We start from the raw sequence: 21472 nt of genomic DNA, 5'->3' as shown, positions 1-21472 counted from the left end.
TCGTGCTCCTGGGGATGCGGGTGAGGTGGGCCGGTCAGCGTCTGACGTCGGCCGAGCCGCCCGCGATGAGTGCCTCGACCTCGGCGAGCGAGGCCATGGAGACGTCTCCGGGCGTGGTCATGGTGAGGGCGCCGTGGGCGGTGCCATAGGCCAGGGCGCGCTCCAGACCGACGCCGTCGAGCAGACCGTGGATCAGGCCGGCGGCGAATCCGTCGCCGGAGCCGATGCGGTCCAGCACCTGCAGACCGGGCATGCGGGGGCCGGTGACGAAGCCGGTGTCGGCGGACCAGGCGGCCGAGGACCAGTCGTTGACGCCGGCCGACGGGACCTCGCGCAGGGTCGTCGCCAGGACCTTCGCGTCAGGCAGGAGGACGGTGACGCCGGCGAGTGCGTCGGGCACCTCGTCGGCGCTGACCCGCACGTCGCCCGGACACGTCCCGGCCAGGCCGAGGGCACCCACCACGACGTCGGCGTGCCGGGCGAGCCGCAGATCCACCTCGCGGGCGGCGTCGGCGCCGCCCCGGCCGGCCCACAGGCTGGGGCGATAGTTGGGGTCGTAGGAGACGGTGACCCCGTGCCGACGGGCCGCCGCCATGGCCTCGTCGGCGACGTCCACCGTGGTGTCGGACAGGCCGGCGAAGATGCCGCCGGTGTGGAACCAACGCACCCCGGCCGCGAACACGGCGTCCCAGTCGACGTCGCCTTTGCGCAGCTGGGAGACGGCGGTGTGGGCGCGGTCGCTGACGCCGAGCGCGCCGCGGATTCCATGGCCGCGTTCGACGAAGTTGAGGCCGTTGCGGGCAGTGCGGCCGATGCCGTCGTCGGGCACCCAGCGGATCAGTGCCGTGTCGACGCCACCCTGGAGGATCAGGTCCTCGACGAGCCGGCCCACCGCGTTGTCGGCGAGGGCGGTCACGACGGCTGTGCGCAGGCCGAAGCAGCGGCGCAGGCCGCGGACGACGTTGTACTCGCCGCCGCCCTCCCAGACCTGGAAGGTACGGGTGGTGCGGATGCGTCCCTCGCCCGGGTCGAAGCGCAGCATCACCTCGCCGAGGGCCACCACGTCGATCACGTCCTGCTCCTCTCCACCGCGTCGGCGGTCAGCCGACGGATCTCCTCGTAGTCGCCCCGACCGAGGTGGTCGGTGGTGGCCATCCAGCTGCCGCCGACAGCGAGGACCGCCGGGTGGGCGAGGTAGGCGGCCAGGCGGGAGGCGGCGATCCCGCCGGTCGGTATGAAGCGCACCCCGGGGAAGGGAGCCGCGAGCGCTCGCAGCGTCCGCAGGCCGCCGAGCGGCTCGGCGGGGAAGAGCTTCACGGTGTCGAGGCCCGCCTTCAGGGCCCGCATCAACTCGGTCGCGGTGGCGACGCCGGGCACCACCGGCACCCCCAGCTCGCGGCACTTCGCGACGACCTCCTCGCCGAAGCCGGGGGAGACGACGAAGCGGGCTCCGGCCGCCACGGCCCGCTCCGCCTGCTCGGGCGTGAGGATTGTGCCGACGCCTACGGCCAGGCCACCGTGAGCGGCCATCTCCTTGAGCACCTGCTCGGCGTCGCGTGTGCGGAAGGTGACCTCGGCGCACCGGGCACCCCCCGCCGCGAGCGCGTCGGCCAGCGGGCCGGCGGTCGAGACGCGCCGCACCGTGAGTACCGGAATGACGCGGGCGCCGTCGAGCACGGAGGCCGGGTCGCTGTCACTCATCGGCCGAGCCATCCGCCGTCGACGGGCAGGACGACGCCGTGGACGTAGGCGGCGGCGTCCGAGGCGAGGAACACGGTGGCACCCGCCAGGTCGTCCGCACTGCCCCAGCGTGCGGCCGGGATGCGGTCCAGGATCGCCTTGCTGCGGACGGGGTCGTCCTGCAGCGCCTGCGTGTTGTCGGTGGCGATGTAGCCGGGAGCGATGGCGTTGACGTTGACGCCGTGCGGGGCCCATTCGTTGGCGAGTGCCTTGGTCAGTCCGGCGATGCCGTGCTTGGCGGCGGTGTAACCGGGGACGGTGATGCCGCCCTGGAAGCTGAGCAGGGAGGCCGTGAAGATGATCTTCCCTCGGCCGCGGGCCACCATCGACGCGCCCACCGCGCGGGACAGGGCGAACTGTGCGTTGAGATTGACCTGGAGGACCAATGCCCAATCGGCCTCGGTGTGTTCGGCGGCCGGGGCCCGGCGAATCGTGCCCGCGTTGTTGACCAGGATGTCCACCGGCCGCTCCCGCCCGGCGAGGTTCGCGCCCAGGGCCCGTACGGCCTCGGGGTCAGCGAAGTCGGTGCGGATCGCCTCGAACGTACGGCCCGCGGCGCGGACGTCCTTCTCCACCGCGCTGCCGGACTCCTCCAGCGAGGCGCTCACTCCGATGACGTCCGCGCCGGCCTCGGCGAGCGCGCGGGCCATGGCCCGGCCGATCCCGCGGCGGGCACCGGTGACGACGGCAAGCTTCCCGGTGAGGTCGAAGGCGTTCATACGGCGGCTCCCTGGGCGTCGTCGGTGCAGTCCACGAGGATCTTCATCACGTCACCGCCGCCCTCCAGGGCCTCGAAGGCGGCCGGCGCCTGCGTGAGAGGTACGACCTTGCTGATCAGCCGGTCGGCCGGGATCGTGCCGGCCGCGACGAGGGCCACCGCCTTCTCAAAGTCGGAAAGGTCGTACAACCGGGCGCCGACCAGGGTGAGTTCGCGCCAGAAGAAGCGGTGCAGGTTCACCTCGCGGGGCCGCGGGTGAATGGCGACCAGGCACAGCCGGCCGCGCACACCCAGCACGTCGACCGCCGTGTTCACGCCGCCCGCCGCGCCGGACACCTCGAAGGCGACGTCCGCGCCCGCGTCCCCGGTCCATTGCGTGACCAGCGCCGGCACGTCGGCAGCGGCCGGGTTCCACGCCGTCAGTCCCAACTCCTCGGCGAGCAGCCGACGGTGGGCGCTCAGCTCCACCACCCGGACCTCGGCGCCCGCGGCTCGTGCGACCAGCGCGATGAGGATGCCGACCGGGCCGCCGCCGACCACGACCACCTTCTCCCCCTCGGCGACCTCGGCCCGGCGCACGTCGTGCACCGCGACCGCCGTCGGCTCGACGAGCGCGGCCCGGTCCAGGGGAAGGCCATCGGGCAGCCGGACGAGCGTCTTGGCGGGCACGGTCCAGCGCTGCTGCATCGCACCCGGGGAGTCGATTCCGATGAAGTCCAGGTGCTGGCAGACGTGCTGGTGGCCCGCGCGGCAGACCGGGCAGGTGTCGTCCCAGCGCAGCGGCATCACGGTCACCGCGTCCCCGGGCTGCCAGCCCTCCACCTCGGGGCCGACGCGGACGACCCGGCCGGACATCTCGTGTCCCAGGACGGCGGGTGCGGCGACCCGGGCGTCCATGTCGCCGTGGAAGATGTGCAGATCGGTGCCGCAGATGCCGACATAGGCGGGGGCGAGCTCCACCTCACCGGGACCAGGGGTGGAGGGCGTGGCGGGAGCCGTGTCCAGGGTGCGGGCGCATGTGTAACGGACGGCGAGTGTCATCGTGTGGTCAGGGTCCCTTCCGCGCGGACGCCGATGGTCAGCAGCAGGTTGGCGTAGGTACGGGTGTCGGCGGTGACGATGGCGAGGGCCAGGTCGGGCGAGCGCGCGGCGTCGTAGAACTCGAAGCGGCCGAGCGTGTCGACCGGGACTGGCGCCAGCATCGAGCGGTACTCGGCGATGGCGGGCGGCTCGGGTTCGCCCTCGGGTGGGACCATCACGTGGGCCGACTCGACGGGCAGGGCGCGCAGCAGGACGTCGAGGACGGTGGTGACGTCGAGCAGGCCGGGGGCCAGGTTGAGGTGGACGGTTCTGGCGCGCTCGCCGGTGGCGGTGCTCGCGGGGTAGTGGCCGTCGGCGAGCAGCACACGGGCGCCGTGGCCGGCTCCGGCCAGGGATTCGAGGATGCCGGGGTGCAGCAGTTCCGTCAGGAGCACGGTGTCCCCTCCTTCGTGGGGGCGGGGGTCAGGCGGTAGAAGGCGGTCGCGGTGCCGGCGAGCACCGCGTGGATCTCGGTGGCGGAGCAGCCGCCCAGGAGTTCCTCGACGGTGGCGGCCCAGCGGTTCCAGCCGCCGGCGAGGATGCAGACCGGCCAGTCGGAGCCGAACATCAGCCGGTCGGGACCGAAGGCGGAGAGCAGGACGTCCCATACCGGGCGGACGTCCTCGACCGTCCACTTCTCGTGGTCGGCCTCTGTGACGAGACCCGACACCTTGCAGCGGACCTGGGGATAGCGGGCCAGTGCCCGCAACTGCTGTGCCCAGTCGGTCAGTTCCCGCCGTGCGATGGGCGGCTTGCCGGCATGGTCCAGGACGAGCGGCAGCTCGGGGAGCCGTTCCGCGAGGCGGATCGCCTGCGGGAGCTGATGGCTGCGGATCAGCACGTCATATCCGAGCCCGCGCTCCCCGACCACTCGCAACCCTCGCTCGACGTCCGGTCGTTGGAGCCAGTGCGGCTCCGACTCGCCCTGCACGACGTGTCGTACGGCCCGCAGGTACCGGCCCGCGCGCCCGCCCCGCAGGTCGTCGAGTACGTCGCCGATCGCGGGGGACGTCAGGTCCGCCCAGCCGACGACGGCGCCGATCAGCGGGTCGCTGTCGGCCAGGGCGAGGAGATCGCGTGTCTCGGGCACGGACGCGACGCACTGGACGACCACCGTGCTCGTCAGTCGCCGTCCGGCGATCGGCCGGGTCGCGGCCGATCGCAGGGCGTGGGAGTTGAAGTTGCGGCGGATCGGCTCGTGGCCCGGTTCGTCCAGCCAGGGCTGCGGCCGGATGTCCAGGTCCCATATGTGGTGGTGGGCGTCGACGAGGGCCTGGACGTCAGGCACGAGCGGTCCAGACAGGGCCGTCCGGGTAGGTGTACTCCTTGAGGGATTCGGGGTGCATCTGTGCGCTCAGTCCCGGCAGCGTCGGTGGGAGATAGTGGCCGTCGACGATGCGCACCGGGTCGACGAAGTGCTCGTGCAGGTGGTCGACGTACTCGATGACGCGGTCCTCGGTCGTGCCGGAGACGGCGACGTAGTCGAACATCGACAGGTGCTGGACCATCTCGCACAGGCCGACCCCGCCGGCGTGCGGGCAGACCGGCACGCCGAACTTCGCGGCGAGCAGCAGGATCGCGATGTTCTCGTTGACACCGCCGACCCGGGCGGAGTCGATCTGCACGATGTCGACCGCGCCGGCCTGGAGGAGCTGCTTGAAGACGACCCGGTTGGCGATGTGCTCGCCGGTGGCGACCTTGATGGGGCTGACAGCCTTGCGGACCGCGGCGTGGCCGAGGATGTCGTCGGGTGAGGTGGGCTCCTCGATCCAGTACGGCCGGTAGGGAGCCAGGGCGCTCATCCAGTCGATCGCGGGCTGGACATCCCATCTCTGGTTGGCGTCCACCGCGATGCGGATGGAGTCGCCGACGGTCTCGCGGGCCGTGCGCATGCGCCGTACGTCGTCCTCCAGGTCCGCGCCCACCTTCAGCTTGATCTGGGTGAAGCCGTCGGCGACGGCCTCGCGCGCCAGACGGGCCAGCTTCTCGTCGGAATAGCCGAGCCAGCCGGGGGTGGTGGTGTAGGCGGGGTAGCCCTGGTCGAGCAGGCGGCCGATGCGCTGTTCGCGGCCGGCCTCGGCGCGGCGCAGGATCTGAAGGGCCTCCTCGGGAGTGAGGGCGTCGCTGAGCCAGCGGAAGTCCACCTGCGCGACAAGGTCCTCGGGCGACATCTCTCCGAGGAAGCGCCACACGGGCCTGCCGGCCCGCTTGGCGGCCAGGTCCCAGGCGGCGTTCACGACGGCGCCGGTGGCCATGTGGATGGCGCCCTTCTCCGGGCCCAGCCAGCGCAGTTGGGGATCGTGCACGAGGGAGCGGGAGAACACGCCCAGGTCGGCGCAGACCTCCTCGACGGACAGGCCGACCACGTGCGGGGCCAGGGCCGCGATGGCGGCCGCCTGCACGTCGTTGCCGCGGCCGGTGGTGAAGGCGAGAGCGTGGCCCTCCAGTCCGTCGCCGGCGTCGGTGCGCAGGACGACGTACGCGGCGGAGTAGTCGGGTTCGGGGTTCATGGCGTCCGAGCCGTCGAGGTGTTCGGAGGTGGGGAACCGCACGTCCAGGACGTCCAGAGCGGTGATGCGGGCGGATGAGGGCACGGTGGAGGACATGGCGGCAACTCCTGTGAGGGGCAAGGGAGAATCGGTCCCCTTGCGACGAGACATGAACGCGGCGGAGGTCGGGCGGCCGGCGACGGCCGCCCGGGTCACTCCTGGACCTTGCCGCCGGTGATGCGGGAGATGGCGAGGGCGACCAGGATGATCAGGCCGTTGAGGGCGCCGATCCACTGGGCGGGGACGCCGCCGAGCGTGAGGACGTTCTGGATCATGAAGAGCAGGAGGATGCCGCAGAAGGCGCCGAACATGGTGCCCTTGCCGCCGTTGAGGCTGATCCCGCCGATGACGGCGGCGGCGAAGACGGTGAAGATGTACCCGTTGCCCTGGGCCGAGGCCACCGAGGCCAGGCGTCCGGACAGCATCAGTCCGGCGAGGGCGGCGAACACGCTGCCGGTGACGATGACGATCCACAGCACCCGGTCGGTGCGGATGCCGCCCGCCTTCGCGGCGTCGACGTTGCCCCCGATGGCGTACAGCGAACGGCCGAAGCTGGTCCAGCCGAGCACCACGATCGCGACGGCGAACAGCACCAGGCAGATCCAGATCGAGGCGGGCATCCCGAACCACTCCGCGGTGCCGAGGTAGAGCATCGACTCGGGCAGCTGGAAGAAGGTCTGGCCGCCGGAGATACCGGTGAGGACACCGCGCAGCACGATCAGCATGCCGAGGGTGACGATGAAGCCGTTGAGGCCGAAGCGGATGATCAGCAGGGAGTTGATCACGCCGACGAGCGCGCCCACGGCGAGGGTGACGGGGATGGCCCACGCGCCGGAGAGCAGTCCGAGTCCGTGGCCCGCGCCGACCGGGACCACCAGCCAGGCCGCGACGCCGGGCGCGAGACCCATGGTGGACTCCAGCGACAGGTCCATCTTCTTGACGATCAGGACCATCGTCTGGGCGAGGACCAGCAGGGCCATCTCGGACATGGTCTGCAGGACGTTGATGAGGTTGTCGGCCTGCAGGAAGACCGGGTTGACGATCTGTCCGACGATCGCGATGACCACGATGGCCGGGACAAGCGCGAGGTCGCGTAGGCGGGCCAGGGGTATCCGGCCACCGAGCAGAGCGGTCCGCTTGGGGCCGGCCGCTTCCGTCTCGAGGGCGGGCGTGTCCGCGAGGGCGGTTTCAGGCATCGAGGTCCACTCCTTCCATCGCGGCCACGAGGTCGTGGTCGTGCCAGCCGCGGGCGATCTCTGAGGTCACACGGCCCTGGAACATCACCAGGACCCGGTCGCACATGCGCAGGTCGTCGAGTTCGTCGGAGGCGATGAGCACGCCGGTGCCGGTCTGCGCGGTCTCCTCGACCTTGCCGAGGAGGAACTCCTTGGAGCGCACGTCCACGCCCGCGGTCGGGTTGATCAGGACCAGCAGCCGGGGGTCGTCGGCCAGGGCCCGGGCCATGACGACCTTCTGCTGGTTGCCTCCGGACAAGGCGGAGACGGGCAGTTCGGGACCGGGAGTCTTGATCGCCAGGCGCTCGATCATGCCCTCGGCAAGCCGGTCGCGGCGGCCACGGCTCAGGAACCCGCCCTGGCCCAGCCGCTTGGGCACCGACAGGGTGGCGTTGTCCGCGATCGACATGTCGGGAACGAAGCCCTGGTGGTGCCGGTCCTGGGGGACGAACCCGGCGCCGGCGGCGAGCGCCGCGGGCACACTGCCGGGCCGGGGCCGCCTGCCGGCGATCTCCACCTCGCCCGCCGTTGCCGCCCGCAGCCCCACGACGGTCTCGGCGACCTCGGTCCGCCCGCTGCCGGCGGCCCCCGCGAGGCCGACGATCTCCCCGGCGCCCACCTGGAAGCTGACATCGCCGTAGGTGGCGCCACTGTTCAGCGCGCGCACGGACAGCGCGGGCGTGACGGTGGTGTCGTGGGAACTCGCCCGCTCCTGCAGCCGGTCGATCGCCGCCTCGCCGGCCATCGCCGCAACCAGCTCGGCGCGGGGCAGTTCCGCGACCGGGGCGGTCACGATGTGCCGAGCATCCCGGAACACCGTCACCACGTCGCAGATCTCGTAGACCTCCTGCAGATGGTGGCTGATGAACAGGAAGGTCACGCCCTGGCGCTGCAGGTCGCGGATCCGGTCGAAGAGGCGGTTGATGGCCGCCCCGTCGAGCTGGGCGGTCGGCTCGTCGAGGATGATGAACCGGGCACCGAAGGACAGCGCCCGGGCGATCTCCACGAACTGCCGCTGCTCCACGCTCAGATCACCGGCCGGGGTCTGCGGATCGACGTCCACGGACCACGTCGACAGCAACTCCTGCGCCCGTCGGCGCACCCCCTGCCAGCTGATCAGGCGGGATCGGCCATGGTCGTGCCGGTTCAGGAAGAGGTTCTCGGCCACGGTCAGCGTGGGAATGATCGTCGACTTCTGGTAGACGCAAGCCACGCGCTGTCGCCAGGCGTCGCGGTCCGCGAGTCGTGGTGCAGGGCTGCCGCCGAAGGTGACCGTTCCCTCGTCGGGGGCCTGAAGGCCGGTGAGGACCGACACGAGCGTCGACTTGCCCGCTCCGTTGCGGCCCACGAGCGCGTGGGTCTCACCGGGCCTGATGGTGATCCGGGCGCCATCGAGGGCAACCGTCGGACCGAATCGTTTGACTATGCCCGCCGCCTCGACGACGGGCAGGTCCGAAGGTGCCCGTCCGTCGTCCGCCGGGGCGGGCACGGGGGTGACTGCTCGCTCCCCGTCGCTCATCACAACCGCCTTGTGTTCGTTAGCCGTTGGGTGCCTGACAGGGCAGGTCAGCCGAGGTTGTTGCCCCACAGGGAGGTGTCGTCGCTCTTGACGCTGGGCACACCGCCGTAGGTGCCGCCGTCGGCGGTGACCAGCGGGGCGGAGAGCTGATCCTCGAGCAGGCCGTCACGAACCTGGATGATCGTGCTGTCGTGGTCGGTCTTGCCGGGCTTGAACGTCTTCCCGTCGATCGCGGCCTTCAGGTAGTACAGGGCGTACTTGGCGTAGAGGTCGGCAGGCTGGGAGACCGTGGCGTCGATCTTGCCCTCCGCGATGGACTTCAGCTCCTCGGGGATGCCGTCGTTGGACACGACGAAGACGTGCTTCTTGTCCTTCGGGTCCACCAACAGACCCTTCTGCTTCAGGACTTGGAGCGTTCCGGACAGGGCGAAGCTGGACTGCATGTAGATGCCCTTGATGTCCGGGTTGGCGGTCAGGTCGGTCTGCAGCTTCTGGGCCGCGACGGCGCCGTCCCAGTTGGTGGCCTCGCCGAACACCTTGATGTCCGGGTAGTGCTTCTTCATGCAGTCGTTGAACGCCTCGGTGCGGTCACGGCCGTTGATGGAGTCCAGGCCGCCCTGCAGCATCACCACCTTGCCCTTGCCGCCGAGCTTGGTCCCGAGGTACTGGCAGGCCTTTTCGCCGTAGGCACGGTTGTCGGCGCGCACGACCATGAACACCTTGCCCGTGTCAGGGCGGGTGTCGACGGTGACGACCGGGATCTTCTTCGCCTCCAGCTGCGCCAGGGTCGGGGCGATGGCGGCGGTGTCCTGCGGCGCCATCGCCAGACCCTTGACGCCCTGACTGATGAACGTCTGCGCGTTGGCGGTGAGCTTGGCGACGTCGTTCTGCGAGTTGGTGGTCTTCAGGTCCAGCCCCAGCTCCTTGGCGTACTGGGGCGTGTACTTGATGTACGAGTTCCAGAAGTCGGTGTCGGAGCGCGGGTAGTCGACGCCGACCAGGGGCATGCCACTCGACGACGCCGACGTGGCGGAGCCGCTGCCGCACGCGCTGAGCAGCGCCAGTGCGGACAGGGCGGATACGGCGGAACAGAGGGCGGTTCTGAGTCTCATCGGGCTTCCTCGCGCCGGTCCCGTAGCGGGAGATGTTTCGCCTCGACGACATCTGCATATCGTCGTGCAACAGAGATGGGATGTTTATAGGCCCGCTCCCGATGCGCTGTCTAGACTCCTGCTCGACTTATAACAAAATGCCAGTTCATCGCGCACCCAGCGACAGAGCGGCGATGCCACTGCAGATGAGATCCATCCCATCAATCCTCGCCGTCGGATAGGCGCAATCAGCCATGAGCGCCTGACAGACATGCCATGTCTGACCAATCGAAACCCACTACAAACATGGACTAAATGGGGCAACTAGCCTGACCGCCCGGTGCTTTTCATCCCTGCACGCCGGTTGACATCCCAGGGAGACATGGCGGACCTTCATGCGTAACAAGCGGCGCCCCATGCACAGCAGCCACGCCGACTCGTGTCCTCCCCCGCTCTCCTGTCCCCTTCTGCACAAGGGATGTCCCCATGCCGAGTTCGTTCAACAGACGCCACTTCCTGGCCAGTGCCACCTGCGTCGCCGCGGCGGCCGTTGCCGGAGGTGGGTTCGGCGCCGGCATCGCCCAGGCGGCGCCCAGCACCTACACACCGGACTGGAACTCCGTCGACCAGCACCCGCCGGCCCCGGAGTGGTTCCAGGACGCCAAGTTCGGCGTCTACTTCCACTGGGGCGTCTTCAGCGTCCCCGCTTACGGCAACGAGTGGTACCCGCGGAACATGTACGAGGCGGGCAACGACGCCAACCAGCACCACATCGCGACCTACGGCCAGCCCTCGACATGGCCGTACCACAACTTCATCAACGGTGCTCAGGACCTGGCGGGCAACTTCGTACGCTTCGCGCCGAAGCTGAAGTCGGCCGGCGGGAAATTCGACCCCGACGAGTGGGTCCAGCTCTTCGTCGACGCCGGCGCCAGGTTCGCCGGCCCGGTCGCCGAGCACCATGACGGCTTCTCCATGTGGGACAGCCAGGTCAACGAGTGGAACTCGGTGGACAAGGGCCCGGGACTGGACCTGCTGAAGCTCTTCTCCACGGCCATCCGCGCGAAGGGCCTGAAGCTGCTGGTGGCCATGCACCACGCGTACAACTTCACCGGCTTCTACGAACACGCCCCCACCCAGACCGACCCCAGCCTCAAGAAGCTCTACGGACAGCTGGGTTCGGCCGCGGAGAACCAGCTGTGGTTCGACAAGCTCAAGGAGGTCGTCGACCGCGCGCGGCCCGACATCCTGTGGCAGGACTTCAATCTGGACGCCGTCGACGAGCAACAGCGCCTGAACTTCCTCGCGTACTACTACAACCAGGCCAACGCCTGGGGCCGTGAGGTCGTCGCCACGTACAAGGACGGCATGAACGGCAAGGGCGAGGTCTTCGACTACGAGCGCGGCGGCCCGGCCGACCTGACCACCCCGTACTGGCTGACCGACGACAGCATCTCCAGCAGCAGCTGGTGCTACACGCAGGGCATCGGCTACTACACCATCCAGCAGATGCTGCACTCGTTCATCGACCGGGTCAGCAAGAACGGCAACGTGCTGCTGAACATAGCGCCGATGGCCGACGGCACCATCCCCCAGGCGCAGAAGGACATCCTGCTCGGCATCGGAGACCATCTGAAGCGCTTCGGCGAGTCGGTGTACGCGACCCGCGCCTGGACCGCGTACGGCGAGGGCCCGACGAAGATGGGCGGCGGCTCGTTCACCACCCCGCACGCCGGCACCCCGCAGGACATCCGCTTCACCCGTGACAAGGCGAACACCGTCCTGTACGCCACCGTCCTGGGCTGGCCGGGCAGCTCGCTGACGATCAAGACCCTGAGCTCGGACCGGATCAACCTCTCGTCGCTGACCTCGGTGAAGCTCCTCGGCACCACCGCCGGCACCTACATCGACCTGCCCGCACCGACCCAGAACTCCTCCGGCCTGACGGTGACTCTGCCCTCCTCGGCGCCGTACAGTGCGAACGCCTACGTCCTGAAGCTGGCCTTCTCCGGCACGATCCCGGCGCTGCGGCCGCTCGCGGGAGCCGTCGCCTTCACGGACGTCAACTACACCGGCAACGCGGGCGTGTTCGCCGTCGGCGACTACACCGCGGCCGACCTGACCGCGGCCGGACTGGGCGCGGGCACGCTCTCCTCCCTGCGGCCGGCGCCCGGCTACCAGGTGATCGGCTACTCCGGAGACAACTTCACCGGCACCTCCTGGACCTTCACCACCGAGAACCCCGACCTGCGGGTCACCGGCAACAACGACCGGATCACGTCGCTGAGGGTCCAGTTCAACCCGGCGACGTACTTCCGGATCACCAACGCCACCAACGGGCTCGCCCTGGACAGCGGCGGCAACGTGTCCTCCGGGTCCGACCTCAAGCAGTGGACCTGGGACGGCAGTGCCAACCTGCAGTGGCAGGCGGAGGCGGTCGGGGGCGGCTACTACCGGCTGGTCAACCGCACGAACGGCATGGTCGCCGACGGCTGGGGCGCCACTGCCGACGGCTCTCCGGCCCGCCAGGCCCCCTGGAACGGCGGCACCAACCAGCAGTGGAAGATCACCCACCGGGGCGGTGACCGCTACTCCCTCGCCAACCGCACCACCGGCCTGGTCCTGGACGGCGGAGGCAACGTCAACTCGGGCTCCGTCACCAAACAGTGGACGTACGGCAGCAGCACCAACCTGCTGTGGGCCGTCACGCCCGTCTGATCCCTGCTCCCCGGACCCCCGCCGCCGCCCGGATTCCGTTCCGAGTCGACCGGGCGGCGGTGGGTCACCACAGCGGTGAGTCACCACTGCACTCCCTCCCCCACCACAGCACGGCGCGCCGACGGCACCAAGGAGTCTTCGTGACGGACAGCTCCATCGACCGCAGACGTTTCCTCACCGCCGCCGCCCTGACCGCAGGAGCCGCCGCCCTGCCCGGCGGCCCGCTCTCGGGTCGGGCGGAAGCGGCCGTGCCACCGCAGATCACGCTCCCCGAGCGCGGCATCCACGACACGTCCCCGGCCACCTCCTGGACCGACGGCTTCCTCACCGGCAACGGCGAATACGGGGCAGTGCTGTACGGCGCTCCCGCCCTGGAGAAGGTGGTGCTCAACCACCACCGGCTGGTGCTGCCGAACGGCACCCGTGACGTGGCCCCGCCGGTGCTCTCCGGCCGTCTGGAAGGCGCACGCGACAAAGCGCTCGCAGGTGACTACGCGGGCGCCAACCAGGACTTCGCCGCGGGCTGGTCGCTGCGCTGGACGCAGGCCTACCACCCCGCGTACGAACTGCGCATCGACACCCCGGGCATGACCACGGTCAACGACTACGGGCGGGTCACCGACTTCCGTACCGGCGAGGTGAGTTCGAGCTGGACCGATCGGTTCGGCACCTGGACCCGCCGGGCGTTCGTCTCCCGGGCCGACAAGGTCATCGTCCACGAGCTGACACCCGCTTCCGGCCGTACCGTCGACACCACACTCAGCGCCCACACCGCACTCGACGGTCTGCCCGGCAGCCTGAGCTTCACCACGCGCGCCACCGTCACAGGCGGCTCCGGCTACCTCAACCTGCGCGGCACCTACCCCGCGGGGCGGGGCGCCTTCGGCTACGAGGGCGTCACCCGCGTCGTCGCCTCGGGCACCGGCGCCACGGTCACCGTGAACGGCTCCACGATCGTGGTGGCCAGGGCGGCCAGGGTGCTGCTGCTGACGAAGCTGGGCCGCTACGAGTCCTCCACCGACTGGGACTCGGAGCCCCTGCACGCCCAACTCGCCGCGCTCGGCACCGACTACACCGCGCTGTGCTCGCGGCACACCGCCGTGCACACCGGTCTCTACGACCGCTCCCGCCTCGACCTGAACGTCCCGGCCGCCGACCGGCAGCTCTCCGTCAGCGAACTGATCTCCCGTCAGAACACCGACCGCAGTGTCATCGACACGACGCTGCTGGAGCGTCTCTACGACTCCGGCCGCTACTTCTTCCTCAGCTCCAGCGGCATCCTGCCACCCCGCCTCACCGGCATCTGGGCCGGATCGTGGGGTGCCGCCTGGGCCGACGACTTCACCACCGACGCCAACATCAACCTTCAGGTGGCGGGCGCGAACATCCTCGACCTCCCCGAGGCCATGGAGGGCTACTTCAACCTCGTCCTCGGCCAGCTCGACGACTGGCGCACCAACGCGAAGAACCTCTACGGAGCTCGCGGATTCCTCGCCCCCTCGCGCACCGACGGCGAGTACGGCCACATGCTCCACTTCAACAACGGCGGCTTCCCCGGTCACTGCTGGACCGGCGGCGCCGACTGGCTGCTCCACCCGCTCCTGGAGTACTACGAGGTCACCGGGGAGCAGACGTTCCTGAGGGACAAGCTCGGCCCGGCCCTGATGGAACTGGCCCTGTTCTACGAGGATTTCCTCACCCGCACCGACGCGAACGGCAAGGCGGTCTTCGTGCCGTCCTTCTCCATGGAGAACTCCCCCGGCAACACCGGCGTCTGCTTCTCGATCAACGCCACCGGCGACATCATGGCCGGCAAGCACGCCCTGCAGGCCGCGATCGACGCGGCGGGCGCCCTCGGTGTCGAACAGGGCAGCGGCCAGGGCGTCGCCCGCTGGACGGCGTTGCTGAAGAAGATCCCGGCCTACCGCGTCAACGGGGACAACGCACTGGCCGAATGGTCCTGGCCGAGCCTCACCGACCGCTACAACCACCGGCATGTCCAGCACCTGTACGGCGCCTGGCCGCTGCACGAGATCAACCCCGAGGACGAGCCCTCCCTGGTCCGCCCGGCACAGCGGGCCCTCGAGGTGCGCGGCGATCAGAACATCTCCGCCCACGGCAGCCTGCACCGCGCCCTGGCCGGGGCCCGGCTGAAGGACGGCGGGCAGGTCTACGGCAACCTGCGGAAGATCCTCGGCAACAACATGGTCTTCAAGTCGCTGATGACCTCCCACAACCCGAACCTCGACATCTACAACGCCGACGCCGCCAACGCCATCCCCGGCGTGCTGGCCGAGGCACTGATCTACAGCCGGCCCGGGGTGCTGGAAATCCTCCCCGCGCTGCCCGAACAGCTGCCGAAGGGCACGATCACCGGGGTCCGGGCCCGCGGCCGGATCCGGATCCACAGCTTCGACTGGGACCTGAACGCGCGGACCGCCAAGCTGTCCGTCACCTCCGCCGTCAACCAGGACGTCACCCTGATCAGCCGCCGCGGCATGAACTCCGTGACCACCACGGCCACCGTCACGCCCTCCTCTGTCGGTGCCCACGCCAAGAAGGTCTCGCTGGCCGCAGGGCAGCGCACGGACATCACCGTCTCCCTGCTCAGCGGCTTCTTCCGGCTGGTCAACCGGCGCAGCGGCAAGGTCCTCGACGTCACAGGCGGCAGTACCGGCGACGGCGCCGGAATCATCCAGTGGACCTGGTCCGGCAGCCAGAACCAGCAGTGGCGGCTCCAGCCCGACGCCGACGGCTCCTTCCGCCTCGTCGCCCGCCACAGCGGCAGGGTCATCGACAGCCCCGGGGCCGCCGGCCAGGGTGCCCAACTCATCCAGTGGGGGGACACCAGCAGCGACAACCAGCACTGGAAGCTCGTCGACGCGGGCGGTGGATACGTCCGGCTCGTCAACGTCCGCAATGCCTTGTGCGTGGATGTGCAGAGCGGATCGGCCGACGACGGCGCCCCGGTCATCCAGTGGCCCGTCGGTGACGGTACCAACCAGCAGTGGCGACTGGTCGCCCTGTGATCGTCGCCGCGCACACGAGATCCCCGTCCATGGTCTGCCCGGCACCGCATCGGCGGCCCTGAGCGCCAGGTCGTGATCACGTGTCAGCTGGGGCCGCACCGACAGCGCACCGCCGGGTCCCGTGCACCGGACGGTCCTTCGGCCCGAGTCCCGACCTCAAGAACGGAGAGCAGGACGAGTGCGCACGCCGGGCCGAGCACGGTCCAGGGCGCCAGTTCTACGTACGGCTGGTTCCAGGACAGCAGGCGGCGCCACTCCGCGGTGGGCGCTGCTCTCCGAGACCGAGGAAGCCGAGCGAGGCCAGTACGAGGACGGTGGTGGGCAGGCGCAGGAGGGCGTTGCGCGGGACGGGAGGCAGTACAGCGGGCAGCAGGTGGTGGCGGAGGAGATAGCCGGGGCCGGCGCCGAAGGAGACGGACGCGAGCATGTGGCCTCTGGCCCGCTCGTGTTCCAGCAACGCCGCGGCCCGGGCTGCGTAGGGCGTCCAGCCGGCCATGCAGACCGCGAGGGCGGCACCCGAGGCGGACGGGCCGGTCACCGCGGTGGTCAGCAGTCCGGCGAGGACCGCCGGCCTCGTCGACACCAGCGTGAGCACCGCGCCGACCTGCGCCGCCATGCCGAGCAACAGGCCGATGAGCGTGCACACCGCGGTCACCGCGAGGGCCACGCCCACCGTGCGCAGCGCGCCTTGGCCGAGGCGGGCCAGCAGATCGCGGCCGAGCGCGTCCGTGCCCGACGGGTGTGCGGCCGAGGGCGGGAGTGGTTGCTCCCACGGACCGCAAGCCTGACTTGATCCACCCTGGTAAGTGAATCCTCAACCAAGGAGGTCGGACGAGGTCACGCCATCCACGACGGATGGCTTTACCATGACATGACCGGGCTCACCCTCGCCCTGGCTGACCCATGAGCCGGCTTCCGCCCTTGCAGCAGGCGTGGCGGCGCCCCCCGTGAACAGCCCCGTCGGTGGGCGCCGCGACCCGGGCTTCGGAGGCAGACGGTGACGGACGCCAGCATCGGCCGCAGGACATTCCTACGCGCGGTCGGCGGAGTGGCTGCGGGCACCGCCGCCGCCTCCGTCGCCGCATGCAGCGACCACGCCCGGCAAAGCGGGAACGCCCCCAGGAGCAGCAAGACGCTCGTCGTCCGCGACATCGGCGGCGCCTACGGTGAAGCGAACCGCAAGGCGATTTACGAGCCGTTCAGCAAAGAGACCGGTATCCAGGTCGATGTGGTCCACATCCCCCGGTACGCGCAGATGCTCGCGCAGATCAAGGAGGGCCGGCCGCAGTTCGACCTCATCGACATCGAGATGAGCGCGCTGGCTCGTTTCGAGAGGGCCGACGCCACGCAGGAGCTCGACTACGACCGGCTGGAGAACGCGAGGAACGCGGGCATCGCCAAGTCCCTGCTCACCTCCCACGGCATCGGCAAGAACTACTGGGCCAGCGTCATGGCCTACCGAACCGACCAGTTCGACGGGAGAGCGCCCCGGTCATGGGCGGACTTCTGGGACACGCGCACGTTCCCGGGCAGCCGTGCCCTGCAGAGCCCGGACGCGGGCCCGCCGGAGCTGGAGTTCGCCCTCCTCGCCGACGGCGTCCCCCTCGACCGGCTCTATCCGCTCGACGTCGACCGCGCCTTCCGCGTCCTCGACGCCGTCAAGGACGACGTACGGGAATTCTGGGTCGACGGCGCCACGCCGGGGGACCTGCTGGAACGCGGAGAGGTCCTGCTCTCCAGCGTCTGGCACGGACGCCCGAACGCGCTCATCAAGCGGGGCGCACCGCTCGCGTACCAGTGGAACGGCGCCCGCCGCCAGAGCAGCGGCTTCGGCATCCCCAAGGGCGCCCGTCACGTCGACGCCGCCTACCGGCTCATCGACTTCGCCCTGCGCCCCGAGGTGCAGTCCGACTTCGCCGAGGCCTATCCCAATGGCCCGGTCGTGCCCGCCGCCTACAGGTACCTGCCCAGAGAGGCCGCGGACCTGGCCAGCTCCCCGGAGCACCTTTACATCGGTTTCGACCTGGACGTCGACTGGTGGGTGACGAACATGGAAGCCGTGACCAAGCGCTGGCAGGAGTGGCTGCGTGCCTGAACCCGACGCGCGTTCGGATCTCTGAGCCGCGGGTCATGGCAGCGTCTTCGCCAGCCACGGGAAGTGGCTGACGCTGTCGGGTCACGGTCCAGGTAGCAGCGCGGCGCCACTCCCTGGCCGCTTGGATTCGCGACGGCCACCGACCGGGCGGGCAGCCGGCGGGCACCCCGAGCGACATGGCACCTCACGAGAGGAGGCGGGCGGGCAAGATCGACCGCTCCCGGTCCCACGGCCTTATGCCCGGAGTACCTGTGTGAGATAAAGAGATATGACCAGGCACTTTGGTCGCTTCTCGGCTTTCCGACGCCACGCACGCAACGGCTCGCGTCGCCGTTCGGCGGGTGCCCCTCAGCAGCACGAGGAGTCCGGCGGGCGACGTTCGGGGCCGCGCTTCAGCTCCCCCAAAGTACGCAGCGTCGCGGGCCAGGTGTTCCTGCTGCAGCTGGTCATCATGGTGCTCTTCGCCGCGGCCGCAGGAGTGGCACTCGTGGTGCAGGCCCGGAACTCGACCATGGAGAACGCCCGGCACCTGACGTTCGGAGTAGCCGAGGGCTTCGCCCAAGCCCCGGGAACAGTGGCCGCCATGCAATCCAGAAACCCCAGTGCGCTGCTGCAGCCACGGGCGGAGGAAGCCCGGAAGAAGGCTGGTGTCGACTATGTCGTCGCGTTCGATCCTCAGGGCTACCGCTGGACCCACCCCGACCCGAAGCTGATCGGGAAGCACATCTTCGCCCTCCGCGAGGGCCGAACCGTCGACAGGCCCTTCACCCAGACCTTCGAGGGCAGTCTCGGCCTCTCCGTGGACTCGACGATCCCCGTCTACGACACCGGTGGGAAGACCATCGTGGGGTTCGTGGCGGTCGGGATCACGGTGGACACCGTGAACGACGTGGTGCGGAAGCAATTCCCGAAGCTGCTCGGATTCGCCGGCGGCGCTCTGGCGGTCGCCGCGGGTGGGACGGCACTGGTCTCCTGGCGGTTGCGACGGCAGACCCGCGGCCTGGATCCATCCGAGATGACCCGTATGTACGAGCACCATGACGCGGTGCTGCACGCGGTGCGGGAAGGGGTCCTGATCGTAGGGGGTGACGGCCGGCTGCTGCTGGCCAACGACGAGGCTCGGCGACTGCTCGATCTGCCTGCGGACGCCGAGCAGCGCCGCGTCACCGATCTGGGCCTGGAGGCCAGCACCGCCGAGCTGCTGGCTTCGGGCCGGGCAGCCACCGACGAGGTCCATCTGAGCGGCGACCATCTGCTGGCGGTCAACATACGACCGGTCGACCGCCACGGCGGCGGCCAGGGCAGCGTGGCCACGCTGCGCGACACCACGGAGCTGCGGGCACTGGCGGGCCGGGCAGAAGTGGCGAGGGAGCGACTGCGTCTGTTGTACGAGGCAGGGGTGCGGATCGGCACCACATTGGATGTGGTGCGCACCGCCCAGGAACTGGCCGAGGTCGCGGTCCCCCGATTCGCCGACGTCGTCACCGTCGACCTGCAGAATCCCGTCCTGGAAGGTGATGAGCCAAGCGGCCCGACCCCCGAGATGCGCCGCACAGCGGTTCACAGCATCCAGGGGGCCTGGCCCCTGTTCCCGGTGGGTGAGCTGATCCGCTTCGTGCCCAGCAACCCCGTGGGCCTCAGCGTCCAGAGCGGCCACCCCGTACTCACTGCCGACCTGGCCGCGTCCCACGGCTGGCGTGTCCAGGACCCCGAGCGTGCCCGGCAGATCCTGGATTCCGGCCTCCACTCCTTGATCACCGTGCCGCTCCAGGCCCGCGGTGTGGTGCTGGGCATGGTCAACTTCTGGCGGGTCGAGCAGGGGTCCTTCGAGGAAGAGGACCGGGCCTTCGCCGAGGAGCTCGCCGCTCGCGCCGCGGTGGCCATCGACAATGCCCGCCGTTACACCCGCGAGCATGCCCTGGCCGTGACCTTGCAGCGCAGCCTGTTGCCTCGCTCCGTGCCCGAGCAGTCCGCCGTAGAGGTCGCCTACCGCTATTTGCCTGCCCGGGCCGGCGTGGGCGGCGACTGGTTCGACGTCATCCCGCTGCCCGGTGCCCGGGTCGCTCTGGTGGTCGGCGACGTGGTCGGCCACGGCCTGCACGCCGCGGCCACCATGGGCCGGCTGCGTACAGCGGTGCGCACCTTCTCGTCCCTCGATCTGTCCGCGGACGAGCTGATCAGACACCTGGACGAGCTGGTCGCCCGGGTCGACAGCGAGGGGAACGAGAGCGAAGGAATCACGGGTGCGACCTGCCTGTACGCCGTCTACGACCCGGTGGCCGGCCTGTGCTCGCTGGCCAGGTCCGGGCACCCGGGACCGGCCCTGGTACACCCCGACGGCACGGTCGAGCAGTTGCAGGTACCTGTCTCCCCGCCCCTGGGGCTGGGCGGCGGTCTTCCTTTCGAGAGCGCCGAGTTCACCCTGTCCGAGGGCTCCCAGCTGGTTCTTTACACCGACGGTCTCGTCGAGGACCGGAACCGGGACATCGACATCGGCCTCGGCATTCTGCGCGACGCCCTGCAAGGCCCCGGCCGCAGCCCGGAGGAAATCTGTCAGGCCGTCCTCGACGCCCTGCTGCCTGCCCGCCCGAACGACGACATCGCCCTGCTCGTCGCCCGGTCCCGCCTGCTGGATCCTTCTCAGGTCGCCAGCTGGGACGTCCCCGGTGATCCCGCCTTCGTCGCCGGTATCCGAGCCCAGGTCGCCCACCGGTTGGAAGAATGGGGACTGGAGGAGCTCGCTTTCTCCACCGAACTCGTGATCAGCGAGCTGGTGACGAATGCCATCCGCTACGGCACCGAGCCGAGACAGCTGCGGATTCTGCGGGACGGCACCAGCCTGATCTGCGAGGTCGCCGACGGCAGCAGCACCTCACCGCACCTGCGCCGGGCGGCCGACACCGACGAGGGCGGGCGGGGCTTGTTCCTCGTGGCCCAGTTCACGCAGCGATGGGGCACCCGTTACGTGCCTCGCGGCAAAGTGATCTGGACCGAGCAGTCACTCAACAGCTCGGCGATCGAGCCTGCCGCGGAAACGGCCGACGCACTGCTGGACCAATGGACCGACGCGGACTGGTGACCGCTCTGACCATCGGCCGGTGCACACCTCCGGCCCTTCTCCAGGACGAGTTCGACCCCCGCCCCGGCCGCTGACGAGGGCCTCCTTGGCGATGTCGGTGGCCGCCGTGTACCCGATGTGCGGGTTCAGGTCGGTGACCAGGCCGACGGAGTTCTCCACGCTGCGGCGCAGCGCCTCGGTGTTTGCGGCGATGCCGTCCACGCAGCGCTCGGGGCGCGCTGTCCGCCGTCTCCGGCCTGATCGTCCTCATCTGCGGCTCGGCCACCGGCTCCCTGCTCGACCTGGGCCTCCCTGCCGCCGTGCCGTGCCTTCTCCTCGCCGCCGTACCGGCACTTGCGGCAGCAAGCCACCGAAGGTTCTGGTCCTGCTCGCCTTTGGGGGCACCTCGTCCTCCCCAGCCCTCCGCCATCGGCTGGAACGACCCGGGTGCCACCGGACCTGGGGTGGGCGAATCGCCCTACGACGCTGCAGATCGGCATGCCGTGCGGTCGTTGTGGCATGGAGCTCCGTTGAACTCTGCGCCAACTCCCCGCTCCTCGCGGTCGGCAGTTCTCAGAACGGCGCCCCTTCACCCGGCGTCGGGCCTCCGACGGCTGCAGCCCTGGGGTTTGCACGGACC

The 21472-nt window shown here is 70.0% G+C and carries 15 protein-coding genes and 1 pseudogene; 4 read left to right on the top strand and 12 right to left on the bottom strand.

Translation table 11 applies throughout. The features are described from left to right. Positions 1–34: 34 nt before the first annotated feature. The 10 genes from ACFZBP_RS20900 to ACFZBP_RS20855 form a co-directional block, all read right to left on the bottom strand. Entirely contained in the window at positions 35–1072 is a 1038-nt protein-coding gene (locus tag ACFZBP_RS20900) for a PfkB family carbohydrate kinase (protein WP_391414996.1), read from the bottom strand. Beyond that, positions 1069–1701 carry a bifunctional 4-hydroxy-2-oxoglutarate aldolase/2-dehydro-3-deoxy-phosphogluconate aldolase gene (locus tag ACFZBP_RS20895; protein ID WP_391414994.1) on the bottom strand — a complete coding sequence of 211 codons (633 nt, stop codon included), beginning with the start codon at positions 1699–1701 and terminating at the stop codon, positions 1069–1071. Before ACFZBP_RS20895 ends, ACFZBP_RS20900 begins: the two co-directional genes overlap by 4 nt. Further along, positions 1698–2459, bottom strand: coding sequence for an SDR family oxidoreductase (locus ACFZBP_RS20890; protein ID WP_391414992.1), 762 nt, complete (start codon positions 2457–2459; stop codon positions 1698–1700). The genes ACFZBP_RS20895 and ACFZBP_RS20890 overlap by 4 nt, the downstream gene beginning before the upstream one ends. Next, positions 2456–3499 (bottom strand): alcohol dehydrogenase catalytic domain-containing protein, encoded by a 1044-nt coding sequence (locus ACFZBP_RS20885; RefSeq protein WP_391414990.1) that lies wholly within the window; start codon positions 3497–3499, stop codon positions 2456–2458. Before ACFZBP_RS20885 ends, ACFZBP_RS20890 begins: the two co-directional genes overlap by 4 nt. Then, positions 3496–3933 (bottom strand): RbsD/FucU domain-containing protein, encoded by a 438-nt coding sequence (locus tag ACFZBP_RS20880; RefSeq protein ID WP_383449148.1) that lies wholly within the window; start codon positions 3931–3933, stop codon positions 3496–3498. The genes ACFZBP_RS20885 and ACFZBP_RS20880 overlap by 4 nt, the downstream gene beginning before the upstream one ends. Then, complete coding sequence (locus ACFZBP_RS20875; RefSeq protein WP_391414987.1) at positions 3924–4826, bottom strand: amidohydrolase family protein; 903 nt, start codon at positions 4824–4826, stop codon at positions 3924–3926. Before ACFZBP_RS20875 ends, ACFZBP_RS20880 begins: the two co-directional genes overlap by 10 nt. Beyond that, a complete protein-coding gene (locus tag ACFZBP_RS20870) occupies positions 4819–6144 on the bottom strand; it encodes an enolase C-terminal domain-like protein (protein ID WP_391414985.1) in 1326 nt (441 codons plus the stop codon). The genes ACFZBP_RS20875 and ACFZBP_RS20870 overlap by 8 nt, the downstream gene beginning before the upstream one ends. A gap of 95 nt (positions 6145–6239) precedes the next feature. Beyond that, positions 6240–7283 (bottom strand): ABC transporter permease, encoded by a 1044-nt coding sequence (locus ACFZBP_RS20865; protein ID WP_383449145.1) that lies wholly within the window; start codon positions 7281–7283, stop codon positions 6240–6242. Then, positions 7276–8841 (bottom strand): ATP-binding cassette domain-containing protein, encoded by a 1566-nt coding sequence (locus tag ACFZBP_RS20860; protein ID WP_391414982.1) that lies wholly within the window; start codon positions 8839–8841, stop codon positions 7276–7278. The genes ACFZBP_RS20865 and ACFZBP_RS20860 overlap by 8 nt, the downstream gene beginning before the upstream one ends. 47 nt (positions 8842–8888) lie before the next feature. Continuing rightward, the gene (locus ACFZBP_RS20855) at positions 8889–9953 is read right to left on the bottom strand and encodes a substrate-binding domain-containing protein (RefSeq protein ID WP_391414980.1); all 1065 of its coding nucleotides are present in this window, start codon (positions 9951–9953) and stop codon (positions 8889–8891) included. 465 nt (positions 9954–10418) lie between these two features. Between ACFZBP_RS20855 and ACFZBP_RS20850 the strand changes: the two genes are divergently transcribed. Continuing rightward, positions 10419–12650 (top strand): alpha-L-fucosidase, encoded by a 2232-nt coding sequence (locus ACFZBP_RS20850; RefSeq protein ID WP_391414978.1) that lies wholly within the window; start codon positions 10419–10421, stop codon positions 12648–12650. A gap of 140 nt (positions 12651–12790) precedes the next feature. Next, the gene (locus tag ACFZBP_RS20845) at positions 12791–15679 is read left to right on the top strand and encodes a glycoside hydrolase N-terminal domain-containing protein (protein WP_391414976.1); all 2889 of its coding nucleotides are present in this window, start codon (positions 12791–12793) and stop codon (positions 15677–15679) included. Positions 15680–15896: 217 nt separating this feature from the next. Here ACFZBP_RS20845 and ACFZBP_RS20840 read toward each other — a convergent pair whose 3' ends face one another. Next, a complete protein-coding gene (locus ACFZBP_RS20840) occupies positions 15897–16352 on the bottom strand; it encodes an ABC transporter permease subunit (RefSeq protein ID WP_391414974.1) in 456 nt (151 codons plus the stop codon). A gap of 324 nt (positions 16353–16676) precedes the next feature. Here ACFZBP_RS20840 and ACFZBP_RS20835 point away from each other — a divergent pair, with 324 nt between their 5' ends. Together ACFZBP_RS20835 and ACFZBP_RS20830 are read left to right on the top strand one after the other, a co-directional pair. Further along, positions 16677–17774 carry an extracellular solute-binding protein gene (locus ACFZBP_RS20835; protein WP_391414972.1) on the top strand — a complete coding sequence of 366 codons (1098 nt, stop codon included), beginning with the start codon at positions 16677–16679 and terminating at the stop codon, positions 17772–17774. 451 nt (positions 17775–18225) lie between these two features. After that, the gene (locus ACFZBP_RS20830) at positions 18226–20853 is read left to right on the top strand and encodes a SpoIIE family protein phosphatase (protein WP_391415127.1); all 2628 of its coding nucleotides are present in this window, start codon (positions 18226–18228) and stop codon (positions 20851–20853) included. 32 nt (positions 20854–20885) lie between these two features. Here the strand turns inward: ACFZBP_RS20830 and aspA are convergent. Then, a pseudogene (gene aspA, locus ACFZBP_RS20825) lies at positions 20886–21063 on the bottom strand (aspartate ammonia-lyase); the annotation flags it as partial. Positions 21064–21472 lie beyond the last annotated feature (409 nt).

The organism is Streptomyces sp. NPDC008086 (assembly GCF_042957325.1).
Taxonomy (GTDB): Bacteria; Actinomycetota; Actinomycetes; order Streptomycetales; family Streptomycetaceae; genus Streptomyces.
This window is presented reverse-complemented; position numbering and strand designations above follow the sequence as displayed.